Annotated in this window: 18 protein-coding genes; 6 read left to right on the top strand and 12 right to left on the bottom strand. The window is 34.1% G+C overall.

Going from position 1 to position 18780, the window contains the following annotated elements:
- Positions 1–464 precede the first annotated feature (464 nt).
- The gene (locus tag A9G03_RS01435; RefSeq protein WP_065798226.1) at positions 465–887 is read left to right on the top strand and encodes an STY0301 family protein; all 423 of its coding nucleotides are present in this window, start codon (positions 465–467) and stop codon (positions 885–887) included.
- A gap of 7 nt (positions 888–894) precedes the next feature.
- On the opposite strand, the gene A9G03_RS01440 is transcribed toward A9G03_RS01435, so the two are convergent.
- The 6 genes from A9G03_RS01440 to murA form a co-directional block, all read right to left on the bottom strand.
- Entirely contained in the window at positions 895–1965 is a 1071-nt protein-coding gene (locus tag A9G03_RS01440) for an acyltransferase (RefSeq protein ID WP_065798227.1), read from the bottom strand.
- Positions 1966–2115: 150 nt separating this feature from the next.
- Positions 2116–2367 carry a GNAT family N-acetyltransferase gene (locus tag A9G03_RS01445; RefSeq protein ID WP_065634940.1) on the bottom strand — a complete coding sequence of 84 codons (252 nt, stop codon included), beginning with the start codon at positions 2365–2367 and terminating at the stop codon, positions 2116–2118.
- Positions 2368–2659: 292 nt separating this feature from the next.
- The gene (gene pfkA, locus A9G03_RS01450; protein ID WP_065634941.1) at positions 2660–3622 is read right to left on the bottom strand and encodes a 6-phosphofructokinase; all 963 of its coding nucleotides are present in this window, start codon (positions 3620–3622) and stop codon (positions 2660–2662) included.
- Between the two features lie 92 nt (positions 3623–3714).
- Positions 3715–4611, bottom strand: coding sequence for a cation diffusion facilitator family transporter (locus tag A9G03_RS01455; RefSeq protein WP_065798228.1), 897 nt, complete (start codon positions 4609–4611; stop codon positions 3715–3717).
- Positions 4612–4618: 7 nt separating this feature from the next.
- Positions 4619–5194, bottom strand: coding sequence for a protein deglycase YajL (gene yajL, locus A9G03_RS01460; RefSeq protein ID WP_065798229.1), 576 nt, complete (start codon positions 5192–5194; stop codon positions 4619–4621).
- A gap of 55 nt (positions 5195–5249) precedes the next feature.
- On the bottom strand, positions 5250–6503 hold the full coding sequence (murA, locus tag A9G03_RS01465) for a UDP-N-acetylglucosamine 1-carboxyvinyltransferase (protein ID WP_065634944.1): 1254 nt from the start codon (positions 6501–6503) through the stop codon (positions 5250–5252).
- A gap of 291 nt (positions 6504–6794) precedes the next feature.
- Here murA and A9G03_RS01470 point away from each other — a divergent pair, with 291 nt between their 5' ends.
- The 4 genes from A9G03_RS01470 (at position 6795) to can (ending at position 10016) form a co-directional block, all read left to right on the top strand.
- Complete coding sequence (locus A9G03_RS01470) at positions 6795–6992, top strand: YbdD/YjiX family protein (RefSeq protein ID WP_065577812.1); 198 nt, start codon at positions 6795–6797, stop codon at positions 6990–6992.
- 26 nt (positions 6993–7018) lie between these two features.
- Positions 7019–8059 (top strand): CobW family GTP-binding protein, encoded by a 1041-nt coding sequence (locus A9G03_RS01475; RefSeq protein ID WP_065634961.1) that lies wholly within the window; start codon positions 7019–7021, stop codon positions 8057–8059.
- Between the two features lie 171 nt (positions 8060–8230).
- Positions 8231–9289, top strand: a complete 1059-nt coding sequence (locus A9G03_RS01480) for an FAD-binding protein (protein ID WP_065798230.1) — start codon at positions 8231–8233, stop codon at positions 9287–9289.
- 67 nt (positions 9290–9356) lie between these two features.
- Complete coding sequence (can, locus tag A9G03_RS01485; protein WP_065634946.1) at positions 9357–10016, top strand: carbonate dehydratase; 660 nt, start codon at positions 9357–9359, stop codon at positions 10014–10016.
- A gap of 12 nt (positions 10017–10028) precedes the next feature.
- Here can and nrdG read toward each other — a convergent pair whose 3' ends face one another.
- From nrdG to trxA, 5 genes are all read right to left on the bottom strand, one after another.
- Positions 10029–10496 (bottom strand): anaerobic ribonucleoside-triphosphate reductase-activating protein, encoded by a 468-nt coding sequence (gene nrdG / locus A9G03_RS01490; protein ID WP_065798231.1) that lies wholly within the window; start codon positions 10494–10496, stop codon positions 10029–10031.
- 16 nt (positions 10497–10512) lie between these two features.
- Complete coding sequence (gene nrdD / locus A9G03_RS01495; RefSeq protein ID WP_065798232.1) at positions 10513–12648, bottom strand: anaerobic ribonucleoside-triphosphate reductase; 2136 nt, start codon at positions 12646–12648, stop codon at positions 10513–10515.
- 380 nt (positions 12649–13028) lie between these two features.
- On the bottom strand, positions 13029–14444 hold the full coding sequence (gene gndA / locus A9G03_RS01500) for an NADP-dependent phosphogluconate dehydrogenase (RefSeq protein ID WP_065798233.1): 1416 nt from the start codon (positions 14442–14444) through the stop codon (positions 13029–13031).
- Positions 14445–14608: 164 nt separating this feature from the next.
- A complete protein-coding gene (gene rho / locus A9G03_RS01505) occupies positions 14609–15871 on the bottom strand; it encodes a transcription termination factor Rho (protein ID WP_065617994.1) in 1263 nt (420 codons plus the stop codon).
- Between the two features lie 365 nt (positions 15872–16236).
- Positions 16237–16563 (bottom strand): thioredoxin TrxA, encoded by a 327-nt coding sequence (gene trxA, locus A9G03_RS01510; protein WP_065634950.1) that lies wholly within the window; start codon positions 16561–16563, stop codon positions 16237–16239.
- A 161-nt stretch (positions 16564–16724) separates the two neighbouring features.
- Between trxA and rhlB the strand changes: the two genes are divergently transcribed.
- A complete protein-coding gene (gene rhlB, locus A9G03_RS01515) occupies positions 16725–17954 on the top strand; it encodes an ATP-dependent RNA helicase RhlB (RefSeq protein ID WP_065634951.1) in 1230 nt (409 codons plus the stop codon).
- Positions 17955–18056: 102 nt separating this feature from the next.
- On the opposite strand, the gene A9G03_RS01520 is transcribed toward rhlB, so the two are convergent.
- Positions 18057–18671, bottom strand: coding sequence for a TfoX/Sxy family protein (locus A9G03_RS01520; RefSeq protein WP_065798234.1), 615 nt, complete (start codon positions 18669–18671; stop codon positions 18057–18059).
- Positions 18672–18780 lie beyond the last annotated feature (109 nt).

Here is an 18780-nt window from a genome sequence, read left to right on the forward strand (position 1 = left end):
TTTAATCTTTCGTCTCGCAAGTGCCCACACAGATTGTCTGTTTCTTCTTTTTAAAGAGCTGACAGCTTTAAATTTAACTAAACATTTTGTTGTTTCAGTTTGCTGTCTCAAGGGCTGCGTATACTACGCTACACCTTTTTATTCGTCAAGATCTTTTTTCAATATTTTTGATCTTGCTCTCTAACACCTTCTTCGTTTGTTTTTCACTAACGCCGTGTCAGTGGATGCGCATTATAGGCACTTTAAATTTTCCTGCAAGTGTTTATTGCTATTTTTTTTCTGTTTGTGTTTTATTTGCTCAATTTAATTGTTGTATAGACAATTATCGTAAAATAAATAATCATTAATAAGTTTATTCAAAAATAATTTATTACTTTAATATTAGCTTATTAACTTGAACAGGAATTAATATCCTCGTATTATCTGATAATAATAGAAATCTTAATAAGATATTGGGTTAAACAATGAAGAAGTTTGTATTATTAACTACTGGTCTACTTTTTACGTGCAATAGTTATGCTGATGAAATGGTATTTGATTGTCCTGAAGTGGTTTATATTGATTCAGTTGTATTAGAGCATAATCGTCCTTTACCTTTTAATATCGATGTGAATGCTTTTACTAAACCAAAAGCACATCTAACTAGCATTAATCTTTATAATAATGATAAACCCATTCCCTCTGAAAACAAGGGCAATAGAAATTATCATTGGAAAGATTTAAATTCTTATAATCAGGGATTCAATGATTGGATTTACTTCGTTTGCCAGTATGAAAATAGTATTCAATTAACTAAAAAAGCTATTTATGTTTCTGATTGCAAAGCGCTTACTGTACCGTCAAATAATAACAAATATCTAATAAGCGCTGAATTTCAATGCGAATAATTGAAGATTAGCGACTTCCCCCAATAAAAAATTTAGCTTTATCTTTAAAGATAAGTTTTATTGCATTAGCTATAACAATACTAATAGATAATGTTAATACTAAAAAGCTAATTGCTCCTAATGATGCGAGTTGACCATTATCAGTCTTAATGACATCTCCTATAGGTGAATTAATCACTTGCTGCTCTAGTTCTAGTACGATAATTTCATGAATAAAATAAATTGGAAAGCTGATATTAGCCATGTAAGAGAAAAATTTATAAACTCGACCATCGTTGTTTTTATGATTTAGTGGATCTAATAAATAGAGCGCTAATATGAACAAAATAATTTTTTGCAATGTATCAAAATAAAGATTTTCAATGCCCAACTGGCTAATATATCGATAAGCAAAGGGCACAAAAAAGCATAAACAGAAAAAGGATATAAACAAAAATAGGTTATCTTTCACTGCCTTCATAATAGTTTGATAATTTTGCTTAATCATCATACCAATTAGATAAACCGGACCATAATGCAATAAATTTAAAATAGGCTGAGTAAAATCAGGTTTGGTAAAAATCACGATCCAAAACATAGACATTAAACCAGCAACAATTAAATTTTTATGTGACCACATATACAATAAAGGAGCCATTAAATAAATAATAATAATCATTGGCATAAACCATAACGGTAATAACTGTGTTCCAGTCAACATCATTTTGGTTATTGTGCTTAATATGCTAGGCTCTGTTGATGAAATCCACGGTAAATCAGATAAATATTGATAATGAAAAAACAGAAAACAAAAAATAGAGACTGAAATATATGGGCATACTACTGTTTTAAATTTCGATAAATAGTAAGTTTTAGTATTAAATTTATAAGTCAAATGTTGAAATAAAAATCCGGCAATAAGCACAAAAAATGTTGTGAAATTAAAGGCAAATAAATTTAAAAATGAAAATAAGTAACTGTTTGCAATTAAATTACTATTTTTAAACACACCTAAACAATGGCTAAAAACAATCATGATAATAGCAACACCACGTAAAACGTGGATTGAGTGAATTTTTTGTGATTTTGCAGATCCCATCTTAAATATCGAAATTCTACGTTTAGGAAATTGTTATACATTAGCACATATTCACTTAACTATAACTAAATTTGAAAAAAATAATAATCAAAATAAAACTTGACAGTATTTGATTCAAATTTTTTAATTTAGTTGAATATGGTTCCAGTATTATTTCATCAATTTTTTAGCTGCATAAGAACAGATAGGAATAATTTCACGTTGTTCTTGTTGCAATTTGGTCACAACCAGATTTAATAATTTATCTGCAATCCCCTTGCCACGATATTCAGGATCAATATAAGTATGATTAATTGTTGCTTTATTTTGACCAACCCTAGTAAACGTCATTTCTGCTATTTGCTTATTGTTAGCATCACAAACATAAAAACGCTCATGATCTTCTAAATAATTTAATGCCATTATTTATCCCCCAGTTCAATAATTAATTACGTATAATTGATAATAATTAAATGAAACTTTATTGAAGCATATATCAATGCTAATGACTAAAGTGGTGCATAAACCAGTTAATTTGCATTTTTGTAAAGACTATTATTTTAATAATAACGAACTAACTTCATTTCATAAGTTGATGACTAAGAGCTTCAATGAAAAAAGTGAATACTTATTTGGTTAAATTATTACCAATAAGCATTCACCTAAAATGTTTTATTTTCATAATACCATTAATCGTACGGGATCAAACTCACCGCTAGAAAAGACGTTTTGCTGTATTATAAAGATCCATATCAAATGGTCGTTTCATATTGTTAATTGCATCAATAATATCATGATGAACTAACTTACCATTTTGCACACCGACGCTTCTACCTGCATGTCCTTCCAGAAGTAATTGAACGGCATATGCGCCCATACGTGAGCCAAGTATACGATCATAAGGAACAGGACTTCCACCGCGTTGTACATGTCCTAATACAGTAGCACGAGTTTCATGATCTACCGCATCTTCAATGTCTTTAGCTAGCTGATTAACATCACACATATGCTCAGTGACAGTGACAATTGCATGTCTCTTACCTTTAGCAAAGCCTAATTTGATTTCTTCAATCAAATCTTCTTTAGTATAAGAAACCTCAGGAATGATCATAAACTCACACCCACCAGCTACGGCTGCATTTAAGGTTAGATCACCACAATCGCGTCCCATAATTTCAATAACAGAAATTCGATGATGTGATGAACAAGTATCACGCAGTCTATCAATAGCTTCAACCGCTGTACTTAATGCAGTGAAATAACCAATAGTATAATCAGTACCACGAATATCGTTATCGATAGTACCAGGTAAACCAATACATGGAAAACCTTCTTCGGTTAGTCGCATAGCTCCCATATAAGAGCCATCACCACCAATAACCACTAATGCATCAATACCGTGTTTTTTTAAATTCGCGATACCTTTTTGTCTTACTTCTTTATCTTTAAACTCAGGAAATCTAGCTGAGCCTAAGAAAGTACCACCACGAGTGATAATATCGGAAACACTATAACGATCAAGTTGAGATATGCGATCCTCACACAGCCCTAAATAACCATCATAAACACCATAAACATCTAAACCTTCTGTTAATGCAGTTCTAACTACTCCTCGAATAGCAGCATTCATTCCCGGAGCATCACCACCACTCGTTAAAATACCTATTTTTTTTATCATACAAAATAACTCCAACTAATTAAATTTTAACTATTATAGAGTTTAAACAGATATCTAACAATAGATGATAAAAGCTATTTTGCTGAAATTGTCTACTGCATCATTTCGATAGGAACAACAGAAATAGGATCTTGATGGATAATGACCGTTGCCGGTGAGAACTCTTCTGAAAGACGTTTTTCAACACTATCGGCAATAGCATGAGCTTGGATTAAAGGCATATCATCATCAAGCTCAAGATGTAATTGAATAAATTTTAATGGTCCAGCTTGTCTGGTTTTAAGATCGTGAAAACCACGTACATCGGGATAGGTAGCAATAATTTCAGCAATTTTGGCATTATCACTATCCGGTAAAGCGCGATCGAGTAAATCTTGAATAGCATTATAAGCTATTTGATAAGCGTTATAGCAAATATACAAAGCAATAAAGAAAGCAAAGAAAGCATCAGCATAAGTCACGCCATACCAACTTAAAGCTAAAGCACATATGACAGCAATATTCATTAACATATCCGAAGAATAATGCAACATATCAGCTTCAATTGCTTTACTTCTTGTCAATTTTATGACGTACTTTTGATATAAGACTAAAAATGCAGTTATGACAGTTGATATAATTGAGATAATAATACCGAGTAAAGGAACCTGAATTTCACTAGGTGAAATAACTGATTTTACACTCGACAACAATACAATTGTTGCCGATCCTATAATAAAAGTACTTTGTGCTAAAGCAGCTAGTGATTCAGCTTTACCATGTCCAAAAGTATGATCATCATCTGCCGGCTTTAACGCATAACGAACCAAAAAAAAATTCAATCCTGAAGCAAGCAAATCAATACTTGAATCTAATAAAGATGCCAACAAACTTATTGATCCTGTAAGCCAACAAGTCAGCAGTTTTATTATGATCAAAACAATAGAAATTAAAACCGCACTAAGTGTCGCGCGTTTTACTAACTTTTCATACAAATGTGAATTTGACATTTGATACCTATTGATAGCATTCAATACCTGATGGTAGAACAAGTTGCTGTGCAACTTCAGCGGCTTTTTTTCGACCGAGTAAAACATCAATAATTTTTAGTGCAAAATCAATTGATGTTGCAGGACCTTGACTGGTAATCACGTTATTTTTTTGATCAAAATAAACTCTTTCATCTTTCCAAAGTTGAAAGGCATCTTTCGTTGTTGGATACCCAGTCATATAAGCGTTAGGAAATAAATGATGATGCTGTAAAACCATTGCTGGTGAAGCACAGATCGCAGCAACGATATTTCCTGCTTGATGGGTTTGCTGTAGTTTTTCGATAAGAGCAGGACAATCACGAAAATTTTCTGCGCCTTTTAATCCACCTGGTAAAATAACAACATCAAAATTAAGTTCTTTAACTTCAAGCCAAGTTTTTTGAGCTAAAATAGTCACCCCTCTTGAGCAATGCACCTCTCTATCCTGCGAAATACTTGCTGTGGTAACATTAATACCCGCTCGTGTTAAAAGGTCAATTGTTGTTACAGCTTCTGTTTCTTCACAACCATTTGATAAACAGACCAAAGCTTGTTTTGTCACGATTAAACTCCTTCACTAACTTACGTTGTATTAACAACTATTTTTAATTCAAAAACTACTTAGTTCTTTCAATATGAGCGCCTAGTTTTCTAAGTTTATCTTCAATATTATCATAACCACGATCTATATGATAAATACGATCAACCAATGTCGAACCTTCAGCAATACAACCGGCTAAAACCAAACTAGCTGAAGCACGTAAATCAGTTGCCATGACTTGGGCACCACTTAGTTTATCCACACCATGCGTGATTAAAGTGTTACCTTCTATTTCGGCTCTAGCACCCATTCGAATAAGTTCAGGAACATGCATAAATCGGTTTTCAAAAATTGTTTCTTTAATAATTCCTGTGCCTTTAGCAACCATATTGAGTAAAGAGAATTGAGCTTGCATATCAGTTGGAAACCCAGGATAAGGTGCAGTATGGATATTTACTGCATTAAGCTGTTTACCTTGCATATCTAGGCAAATCCAGTCATCACCGATTTGAATATCAGCGCCCGCTTCTTTCAATTTAGATAATACAGCATCAAGCAATTTTGGATCTGTTTTACGACAGGTAATTTTACCTTTTGATATCGCTGCTGCAACCAAAAAGGTACCGGTCTCGATGCGATCTGAAACCACTTCATGTACGCCGCCGCCTAATCGCTCTACGCCTTCTATCTCAATACGCACGGTACCAGCACCCGAGATTTTAGCACCTAACGTATTTAAAAATTTAGCAGTATCAACAATTTCAGGTTCACAGGCAGCATTTTCGATTATCGTTTTTCCTTCCGCTAAGGTTGCAGCCGACATAATAGTCACAGTAGCACCAACACTGACTTTATCCATTACGATATGTGCACCTTTTAATCGACCATCGACAGTTGCTTTAACATACCCCTCATCAAGAGTAATTGTAGCCCCTAGTTGTTGCAAGCCAATAATATGTAAATCAACAGGTCGAGCGCCAATAGCACATCCCCCTGGTAAAGATACTTGTCCATGACCAAATCGAGCAACTAATGGGCCTAATGCCCAAATTGATGCGCGCATAGTTTTGACTAGCTCATAAGGTGCGCAATAATTATTAACTTGCCCTGCATCTAAATGAATCGAGCCATTGCGGGTACATTTCACACCTAACTGACTGAGTAATTCTAACGTCGTATCAATATCTTTTAACTTAGGGATATTTTGAATTTCAACGGGTTTTTCAGCTAAAATTGCAGCAAATAAAATAGGTAGGGCTGCATTTTTAGCCCCAGAAATCACAACTTCACCATTTAAAGAAGTTGGGCCAGTAAGGTGAAACTTTTCCATTATAGACTCTTATTAGAATTAAATTGCCCAATATTATAAAAGTTATTTACTCATAGATAAATCAATTTATTGAAACCTTTTTTAAAACATCACCACTTGAATTTAATCAATCAAAATTAAAATTGCTTTTAAGCTTTTATATTATTGTATAAATTAGTATTAATCAGCAATTGACTCAAACAAATTAGCACTTTATAGTGAATCAACGATAATTAGTGATTTATGCGTCGCAGATTATAATTAAGAAATAAGATCTACTTATCAATATCTTTAGCTAATAAGAGATAAAATATGTTTGATTCAATCGCCAAAGCAGGAAAATATCTAGGCCAAGCAGCTAAACTTATGGTCGGTATTCCAGATTATGATACTTATGTTCAACATATGAAACTTACCCACCCAGAACAAACGCCTATGACTTATGAAGAGTTTTTTAAAGAGCGGCAAGATGCACGTTACGGTGGTAAAGGCGGATTCAAATGTTGCTAGTTGCTAAATAGTAAAGAATGGAAGAAATGACAATACAAACCAGCTCCCCCACAATACCTGTCACTTTATTAACTGGATTTTTAGGTTCAGGTAAAACTACATTAATTAATCATTTGTTAGCAGAGAATCCTAACGAAAAAATAATTATTATCGAAAATGAGTTTGGCCCGATAAACGTTGATAGCCATCTGCTAAATGTAACAACCGACATTAAAATTGTTGAAATGACTAATGGATGTATCTGTTGTACCGTACAAGGAGAGCTAACCAATGCCTTATACCAATTACACGCTCAGCGCATAGCAGGAGAGTTACTATTTGATCGGTTAATAATTGAAACGACCGGACTTGCCGATCCTGCACCAATTATTCAACTATTTTTTATTGATGATTTGATTCGTCAAAGCTTTCAACTTGATGCAATTATTACTTTAGTCGATGCTCAACATATTTTACAGCATCTTGATGCGCATCGCGTCACGCTTTCACAAATTGGGTTTGCAGATCGCATTATTGTGACTAAAACTGACTGCGTTAGTAATTCAGAAAAACTAAAAGTGATTAATCGAATTAACAACATCAACCATAAAGCTACAATCATTGAGGCCGTAAATGGACAAATACCTAAATCACAGTGGATTGATATACATGCTTTTGATCTAACTGATGATCTAAATATTAATAGAGGCTTTTTTGTAATTAATCCCGCCAAAAAATTTATGGCCGATTTCACTGTTCTGCCTCGACAAAAGCAAACTCAATCATGGGATGATGATATTTGCTCTTATCTTTTTGAAGCAGGTGAACTTGATATCAAAAAAATTGGCTCTTTTATGGAAAATTTAGTCGAGCAATACGGCAATGACATGCTACGATACAAAGGTGTGCTTGCTATCAAAAATAATCCACAACGCTTAATTGTTCAAGGTGTCCACAAAGTCGTTGGCTTTGATTATGGTTCACCCTGGCAAGATTCGGCAGAAAAACTATCACGTTTAGTCATAATTAGCCGAACTTTACCCTTTGAAGAATTAAACCAAGCTTTTTTGACAACCGTTGCCAGTTAAATATAGCCAATTTTAACTTAGCTATATGGGATTATATATCCATATAGCTTAATGAATACTATGTCAACGATACCTAACTTACCCTATTCTCGTCCTTGATTAGCCACATTTCACTTTAAATGTGATAATATAACATTAGTCAAAAATTGATAGGGCAAATAACATAATTTTATGGATTACGATATTGCAATTATTGGTCTAGGGCCTGCCGGTAGTACGTTGGCACGATTACTTAGTCCTTCATTTAAAATTATTGCACTAGACAAAAAAAAACAAACAGGTCATGATGGCTTTCATAAACCATGTGGTGGATTACTGGCAAATGATGCGCAAAAATCTTTTGTCAGACAAAAATTAAACATACCTGCTGACATTTTAACCGATCCACAAATATTTAGCGTTAAAACCATCGATTTGCAAACTCAACTAGTTCGTAATTATCAACGCAGTTATATCAGCCTTGATCGACATAAGTTTGATCTATGGCTAAAGTCACTCATTCCCGAAACCGTTACTGTTTTACATAATACGTTATGCAAAGAAGTAAGAAGAATCATTGATGGATACCAAGTCACTTATGTCGATGAAAATAATAGAGAACAAAAATTCACTGCTCAATATGTCGTAGGTGCTGATGGGGCTAATTCCATTGTAAGGCGAATGCGTTACCCTAAACATTCCATCAGACAATATGTCGCTATTCAGCAATGGTTTGCTGAAAAACATACTACACCTTTTTATTCGTGCATTTTTGACAACAATTTAACTAACTGTTATGCATGGAGTATGTCTAAAGATGGTTACTTTATTTTAGGTGGAGCCTTTGCAAAAAAAGAAGCAAATCAACATTTCGAAAAGTTAAAACAAAAATTAACGCAACAAGGTTTTATTTTTAGTGATTTAGTCAAAACTGAAAAATGCCTAGTTATCTATCCAAATCGTTTACGTGATTTTTACACGGGCAATGAAAACATATTTTTAATCGGTGAAGCGGCTGGTTTTATTAGTGCAAGTTCTTTGGAAGGAATTAGCTATGCACTCGATAGCGCTGAGATTCTAAGTAAAATATTAAATAGCGGCCAAGCAAAACCCAATAAACTGTATTACCAAAAAACACTACTATTACGTTTAAAATTATACAGCAAAATCATCAAGGCTAAAATTTTAACCACACCAATGTGGCGAAAATTAATAATGAAAAGTAAAATCCAACACATTGAAACCAATTAAATAATATAAAGTTTATTTTCAAAAATAACACAATCTTATAATAATGAGATATTAAAGGAATAGATGAATGGTAAATGTAAACGATTTAATTCGTTTTAATCACGAGTGGTCAGAAAAAATTGAGCAAGAAGATCCCGAATTTTTTAAACAACTAGCAATTGCCCAAAATCCTAAATTTTTATGGATCGGCTGTTCTGATAGCCGAGTTCCGGCCGAAAAACTGATTAAATTGCAACCTGGTGAATTATTTGTCCATCGAAATGTAGGTAATTTAGTCATTCATACCGATCTCAATTGTTTATCTGTCGTCCAATATGCCGTTGATGTACTTAAAATTGAAGATATTATTGTCTGTGGCCATTTAGGATGTGGTGGAATACGCTCAGCTGTTGAAAACCCGGATTTAGGTTTAATTAACAATTGGCTATTACATATTCGAGATTTATGGTTTCGATATAGCTCACTTATTGGTGAATTTCCAGCGCATATTCGATTAGATATCTTATGCGAACTCAACGTCATTGAGCAAGTTTATAATTTAGGTCACTCAACCATTATTCAATCGGCATGGCAGCGCGGTCAAAAAGTTAATTTGCACGGATGGGTTTATGGTATTGATAATGGCAAAATTACTGACTTACACATCACCTCGTCTAGCAGTGAAAATCTAGAAATTAATTATCGTGAAGCGATTTCTTATCTTTTAAACTTACACAAATCGCAATAATGGCCAATAATTTTATTGTTTAAATCGATGTATGATTTGATTGCTGCTTCCTCGCCATAACAGCCGAGGATCAGCAAGTTCTTGAATAAATTTACCATCAATTAATACATCAATATAAGGCACTACTGCTTGTTGCTCGGCGGTTAATTCATCAAGTTTATACCCCGTCCATAGCCAAATATCTTTGTTAATACATTCTGATTTAACCCGTTGAACTAATTTTAATATAGCTGGAACATTTTGTGGATGCAAAGGATCACCACCAGAAAGCGATAATCCTTGGCGTTTAATCTCTGTGTCTTGCAGATCTTTGATAATTTGATCTTCAAGCGATTGTGTAAAAGGTACGCCTGAATTGATTCCCCATGTACTTTTGTTATAACACCCAGGACACTGATGTACGCAACCTGCGACAAACAGCACGCAACGCGTACCTTCACCATTTACAACATCTACAGGATAATAACGATGATAATTCATAACTATTTAATTAACATTATCCAATTTGACCATTGTTCAAATGTTTAACTCGTCGTTTTACTTCCTCTTGTTTACCGGCATTAAATGGACGGGCATCAGGACTACCTAAATAGCCACAAACTCGGCGAGTAACAGAGACTTTTGACGAATCATGATTACCACAACTAGGACAAACAAAACCTTTACTTGTACACGAAAATTCACCGGTATAACCACACTCATAGCACTCATCAATCGGGGTGTTAGTACCATAATAAGGAACTCGACTATAACTATAATCCCAGACATCCTCTAATGCTTTAACATTATTAATCATGTTAGGATATTCACCATAACAAATGAATCCACCATTAGCTACTTCAGGATAAGGTTTTTCAAATTCTATTTTTTCGTATGGATTAACTTTCTTCTCTACATCTAAATGAAAACTATTTGTATAATAACCTTTGTCAGTTACCCCTGGAATAACACCAAATTCAGCTGTATCAAGTCGACAAAAACGATCACACAGGTTTTCGCTTGGCGTACTATACAAACTAAATCCATAACCCGTTTCAGCTTTCCACTGTTCCACAGCTTGTCGTAAACGTTGAACAATAGCTACGCCTTTTTCGCGTAATGTATCATTATCAAATGGATGCGTTTTATTTCCATAAAGTGCATTTAATGTTTCGTGAATACCAATATAGCCTAAAGAAATCGAAGCTCGACCATTTTTGAATATTTCACAAACACTATCATCTTCTTTTAATCTCACACCACAAGCCCCTTCCATATATAAAATAGGCGCGACGCGAGCTTTTACCCCTTCAAGACGAGCAATACGTGTCATTAAGGCTTCTTTACATAACTCTAAACGCTTATCTAAAATCTGCCAGAAACGAGATTCATCACCTTGGGCTTCAATGGCAATACGCGGCAGATTCAAACTAATCACGCCAAGATTATTACGGCCATCGTGAATTTGCTGACCATCTTCTTCGTAAACACCTAAAAAGCTTCGACATCCCATTGGAGTTTTAAATGATCCGGTGACTTCAACCACTTTATCGTAATTCAAGATATCAGGATACATACGCTTACTTGCGCACTCTAACGCTAGCGCTTTAATATCGTAATTAATATCACCTTGTTTGTGATTAATACCATCTTTAATGGCAAACACCAATTTTGGGAAAACGGCTGTTTTATGATTTTTACCTAAACCCTTAATGCGAACTTTTAGAATAGATTCTTGAATTAAACGTGATTCCCAACTTGTTCCTAAACCAAAACCAAAGGTAACAAAAGGAGTTTGACCATTAGCAGTATGTAAAGTATTAACTTCATACTCTAAAGATTGAAATGCATCATAACACTCTTTTTGAGTACGGTTTTCTGCATACGCCTCTGGATTGGGTATATCCCACTCTTGAGCGATTTGTTTATGTTTTTGATAACTGATGGTAACAAATTTTGCTAGCACTTCATCGATACGATTAATAGTTGTACCACCATAAATATGGCTCGCAACCTGTGCAATTATTTGTGCCGTGACCGCTGTCGCTGTTGCAATCGACTTTGGTGGCTCAATTTCAGCATTACCCATTTTAAAGCCATTGGTCAACATACCATCTAAATCAATTAACATACAGTTAAACATAGGAAAAAATGGTGCGTAATCTAAATCATGATAATGAATTTCGCCACAATCATGAGCGCGTGATATTTCTTTTGGTAATAAATATTGTTTAGCATAATGCCTTGCTACAATACCGGCTAATAAATCGCGTTGTGTTGGAATAACTTTACTATCTTTATTAGCATTCTCATTCAAAATTGCAACATTACTCTGTTCAATTAAGCCACGAATATCTTGAGTCAAACGACTACGTTGGTCTCGCGCTCGGTCACGATCATGTCGATATTCAATATAAGTCCTTGCCAGTTTTTTATAAGGCCCTGACATTAACTGATTTTCAACTGCATTTTGAATTTCGTTAATATCAACACTTTCACGTTCTGTCATTTGATTAGTCACAACGCGAGCAACAGCAGCACAATAATCAGGATCATTCACATTAGCAGCAACAGCTGCTTTGACTATGGCATCTTTAATCCGAGCTTCATTAAATGCGGTTTGACAACCATCACGTTTGATGACTACGGGCATATATACTCCTCAATATTCATGGTTTATTAGCGGTTAATATGGGTCATATATCAATGTTAATACTCATTATAATTATTGGGATTTCTTAAATCTTTATTAGAATATTAGACTTAATTTGATATACACCGGGATTTTCACATCGCTTGACGGACACTATATATAGTAAATATATTATGATTATACACCATATATTGTGTTTTTCTACAATTTAAAAAAAATAAAATCACTTGACAATGCTAAGATTAATGCACGCAACAATTTTTATTTTTTAAAATAGAAAGGAGATTAATAAAGCAGAGTAGATTGAAAGAATTTTTTATTAGAGTGCAAGGTATACTTACACTCTAACTAAAAAATAGATGTAACAGTATTACGACCAATTACGATTCAATATTTAACCAATCAGTGTGAAATACACCTTCTTTGTCTATACGTTTATAAGTATGTGCACCAAAGTAATCTCGTTGTGCTTGAATTAAATTCGCTGGTAATACAGGCGAACGATAACTATCGTAATAAGCAATAGCAGCAGAGAGCGTTGGCACAGCAATACCTTGTTGAACAGCTAAACAAACCACATCACGTAATGCTTGCTGATAAGCTTGAGCTGTTTGTGAAAAATAAGGTGTTAATAGCAAATTATCAATATCATTATTGTCTGCATAAGCATCAGTAATTTTTTGTAAAAATTGTGCACGAATAATACATCCTGCTCTAAATATTTTAGCAATTTCACCAAAATTTAACTGCCAATTATAATGAGTTGATGCAGCTTTGAGTTGTGCAAAGCCTTGAGCATAAGAGATAATTTTACTCATATAAAGCGCTTTACGTACTTTTTCTATTAATTCTTTTTTATCACCAGTATAAGTAACTTGTTGTGGTCCTTTTAAAATTTTTGCCGCAGCAACTCGCTGATCTTTAATAGCCGAAATGTAACGGGCAAATACTGATTCAGTAATTAATGATAAAGGTTCACCTAAATCTAATGCACTTTGGCTGGTCCATTTACCGGTTCCTTTATTACCTGCTGCATCTAAAATCACATCAATCAGATATTGACCTTGTTCATCCTTATATTTAAAAATATCAGCCGTAATTTCAATTAAATAACTATTTAACTCGCCCTTATTCCAGTCAGTAAAGACACTTGATAATTGCTCATTATCTAATCCGACCACATGTTTCAATACTGAATAGCTTTCAGCAATTAGCTGCATATCACCATACTCAATACCATTATGAGCCATTTTCACATAATGACCTGCGCCATCAGGTCCAATATAAGTGACACATGGTTCACCGTTAGCTTTGGCAGCGATTTTCTCTAATATTGGTGCAACTAAATCATATGCTTCTTTTTGACCGCCAGGCATAATAGATGGTCCTTTAAGCGCCCCTTCCTCACCACCAGAAACACCAGTACCAATAAAATTAAACCCTTCATCTGAAAGCATTTTATTGCGGCGGATGGTATCTTCAAAATAAGCATTACCACCATCAATAATAATGTCGCCTTTATCTAATAAAGGTCGTAGTTCATCAATTACGGCATCCGTTCCTTTACCAGCTTGTACCATTATCAAAATACGACGCGGTTTTTCTAATGATGCAACAAAATCTTCAATCGTAAAGTGGGGAACCAATTGTTTATCGGGATGTTCGGCCATCACTTGCTCGGTTTTATCTTTAGAACGATTATAAATCGCGACAGTATATCCACGGCTTTCAATATTGAGGGCAAGATTTCGCCCCATTACTGCCATTCCAATAACACCGATTTGTTGTTTAGACATGATTTGGCTCCTTTATATAATCTTACATGACCTTGATAATAAGGCCTTTACAACTTAACACTTAAACGGGTTTTATAAAACTTTTTCATATTTTGCCATAAAAAAAGCCGTATCAGTATATAATACGGCTATTTTATTTTTGACAAGCTAATTAACTTTCAAAATCATGAGCGTTTCATCATTTCAAAAAACTCATCATTGGTTTTGGTCATCGCTAATTTATCAATTAAGAATTCCATCGCATCAATCTCACCCATTGGGTTTAAGATCTTACGTAGAATCCACATTTTTTGTAGCTCGTCAGGTGAAGTCATTAAATCTTCTTTACGTGTACCTGAGCGGTTAAAATCAATAGCAGGGAAAACACGACGCTCAGCAATTTTACGAGATAAGTGTACTTCCATATTACCGGTACCTTTAAACTCCTCGTAAATAACTTCGTCCATTTTCGAACCGGTATCAATTAATGCGGTTGCAATAATGGTTAAACTACCACCCTCTTCTACATTACGCGCTGCACCAAAAAATCGTTTAGGGCGATGTAAAGCATTGGCATCCACACCACCTGTTAATACTTTACCCGATGAAGGAATAACCGTATTGTAAGCACGTGCCAAACGAGTAATTGAGTCTAATAGAATAATCACATCTTTTTTATGTTCAACTAAACGTTTTGCTCGTTCAATTACCATTTCCGCAACTTGAACATGTCTTGCTGCTGGTTCATCAAAAGTTGAAGCAACCACTTCACCTTTAACTAAACGTTGCATCTCGGTAACTTCTTCAGGACGCTCATCAATCATCAAGACAACTAACTCACATTCAGGATGATTTACCGCTAAACTTTGTGCGATATTTTGCAGAAGCATAGTTTTACCTGCTTTCGGTGGAGCAACAATCAAACCACGTTGACCTTTACCGATAGGTGATGCTAAATCAAGTACTCTTGCTGTGATATCTTCTGTTGAACCATTACCTCGTTCCATACGTAATCGAGAATTTGGGTGAAGCGGAGTTAAGTTTTCAAAGAGGATTTTATTGCGGGCATCTTCAGGTTTATCATGATTAACTTCATTAACTTTTAATAAAGCAAAATAACGTTCACCTTCTTTAGGTGGTCTTATTTTACCGGCAATGGTATCGCCCGTTCGCAAGTTAAATCGTCTAATTTGACTAGGTGATACATAAATATCATCAGGACCCGCTAAATACGAACTATCAGCAGAACGTAAAAAGCCAAATCCATCTTGCAAAATTTCAAGCACACCGTCACCAAATATATCTTCACCACTTTTGGCATGCTGTTTTAAAATAGCAAAAATAATGTCTTGTTTTCTAAGACGAGCAAGATTTTCAAGACCCATTGTTTTTTCGCCAAGCGTTACAAGCTCGGAAACAGAAGTGTTTTTTAATTCAGTTAAATTCATAATTTTAAAAATTCTTGAGGATAAAATTGATATGTTTGCAATTACTGCTATTTTTGTATATTTCTTTCATTTATTAATAAAAAAATCTCTTTCTTACAATATACAAACGCAATTAACTACTAAGTTTTCAATGATAATTATGCGTTTAAATATAGACTGTTCACCCACTTAATCAATAAAAACAATGGATTGCAGAAAGGAGCTTTCGTAAGAAGTTAGCAATTTACACTAAAAAAGGTAGTCTGTCTATATTTAATTATGTTATTGAAAATAACAACACACTTGATTTGAGCAATAATAAGAGTAATTTTTATTACTCTTATTACTATTTTTTATTGATTTTGTGAGGACTGCAATCACAACTATTACAGTTGTGCTTCAATAAAACTTTTCAATTGAGCTTTAGATAATGCACCAACTTGTGTTGAAACAACTTCACCATTTTTGAAAATAAGTAATGTAGGAATACCGCGAATACCAAATTTAGGCGCGATATTTGGATTTTCTTCAACATTTAATTTAGCAATAACGATACGATCACTATATTCTTGCGCTATTTCTTCTAAAATAGGCGCAACCATTTTACACGGACCACACCATTCAGCCCAAAAATCAACTAGCACGGGTTTAGATGCTTCGTTAATGGTTTTCTCAAAACTTGCTTCAGTTAACGCAACAATATTATGACTCATTTTATTATCTCCAATAATAATATAATTTTTATGGTTTTAAATGTTAAAATATTTTCAAAGCACGCGCTAGTAATTATTATAATAGGAGATAATTATTAGTGATGTCAGTGTGACTAATATGCTATAATTAACAAACTTTGATAATTAACTTTGAAACCATAATGATTCAATCCTATCTCACCAAAACGACTTTTAGTCAATTTCCTTTACATCCATTAGTACTAAAAGCACTTGAGCAAAATGGCTTTACTTATTGTACGCCAATTCAAGAAAAGACTTTACCGTTAACCACAAAAGGAATTGATATTGCTGGGCAGGGACAAACAGGGACAGGAAAAACCATCGCGTTTTTAGCCTCAACGTTTAATTATTTATTGAATCATCAACCATTACCCGATCACCAAACCAACCAACCTCGAGCAATCATTATCGCGCCAACTCGCGAACTAGTTGTGCAAATCTATCATGATGCTCAAGTATTATCAGAACAGACAGGCCTAAAACTAGGTTTAGCATTTGGTGGTGATGGTTATGATAAACAATTAAAAATGTTATCAGCTGGCGTCGATATCCTCATCGCAACCACTGGTCGTTTAATCGATTATGCGAAACAAAATTATATAAATCTTGAGTCAATACAAGTTGTTGTTTTAGATGAAGCTGACCGTATGTTTGACTTAGGATTTATTCGGGATGTTCGTTGGATTTTTAGACACATGACACCCCCACAAAAACGATTAACCATGCTATTTTCTGCAACACTCACTCATAATGTCCGTGAATTAGCATTTGAACATATGAATAATCCACAATATGTTGAAGTAGAGCCAGAACAAAAAATTGGCCATCGCATTAAAGAAGAGCTATTTTTCCCATCGAATGAAGATAAATTAGCGCTGTTACAAACCCTAATTGAAGAAGAGTGGCCTGATCGTTGTATTGTTTTTGCCAATACCAAAGTTGCATGTGAAAAAATATGGCGCCATTTAGTTGCAGATGGTCATCGGGTTGGATTATTAACTGGTGATATTGCACAAAAGAAACGTTTATCGATTCTTGAACAATTTACCCAAGGCGATTTAGATATTTTAGTGGCAACAGATGTGGCTGCGCGAGGTTTACATATTCCTCATGTAACACATGTCTTTAATTACGACTTACCCGACGACTGTGATGATTACAGACATAGAATCGGGCGTACTGGTCGTGCTGGTGCTGAAGGTTATTCGATTTCACTTGCTTGTGAACGTTACTCACAAAATTTACCTGCTATCGAAAAAGCGATTGATCATGCTATTCCTGTTAGTCAATATGATCCAACTGCACTATTAACTAATTTACCTACACCAAAACCATTTAAACGAACTTCACGTCGTAGAACGTCTTCATAACTATATTTACAAAAAACAGTTATCCTAACATGAATTAATTTCAGGATAACTGTTATTCCAATGGTTGACTTATAGTCATAATAATAGATAAAAGTTTACAACTTAATTATCAGATATATTGTCTAAAAAATCTTGATATGCAACTTCAATATCAGTTTTTGTCGATTTAGATAATACTTCAACATGACAATAATTTAATGCGCTATACAAAACAAATAGGACATTATCCGAAATAGTCGATTTTATACTCTTAATTCGGTAAAAAGCCTCCAGATAACCAACTTTATTAAATATTTCTATATTGGTTATACCTACGCTAAATAATAGTTTTTCCAAAGATAAGTTGATATTAGGTAAGGTCTTAATTTGCTGCTTTTTTAATTGGATTTTCTCACTATGTTCTAAAATAGCATATTCAATGACCATTTTGACCATAGTGTGAAGCTTGTTGGAATGTTTTAACAATTCATCACTCACTTTATAATAATCAAGCGATTTTTTAGACATTGCGGTTGGTAGTGTTAATGTGGGCATACCCAAATCAATAAAAACTGAACGATAATGATCATGCCCCCTTAAATATAGCTCACCTTTACCAATCCATCCAAACATGACTCCTTTGCTATTGATACTAAATCCACCAAAAAATGTTTTGATTGAAATATCCTCAAAGCAAGAAAAATCTTCTAGTATTTTATTTGCAAATGTTGAACTCATAATTTATTTCCATTTAAAATTAATTGACTGAATAACATAAACAACTTACTGCTCAAATAAAATTATAGTAATTTTTCTAATACTCAAACTATTTTTCAAATAAATTCAT

The sequence above is a fragment of the Gilliamella sp. wkB171 genome (assembly GCF_001693755.1).
GTDB lineage: Bacteria > Pseudomonadota > Gammaproteobacteria > Enterobacterales > Orbaceae > Gilliamella > Gilliamella apicola_F.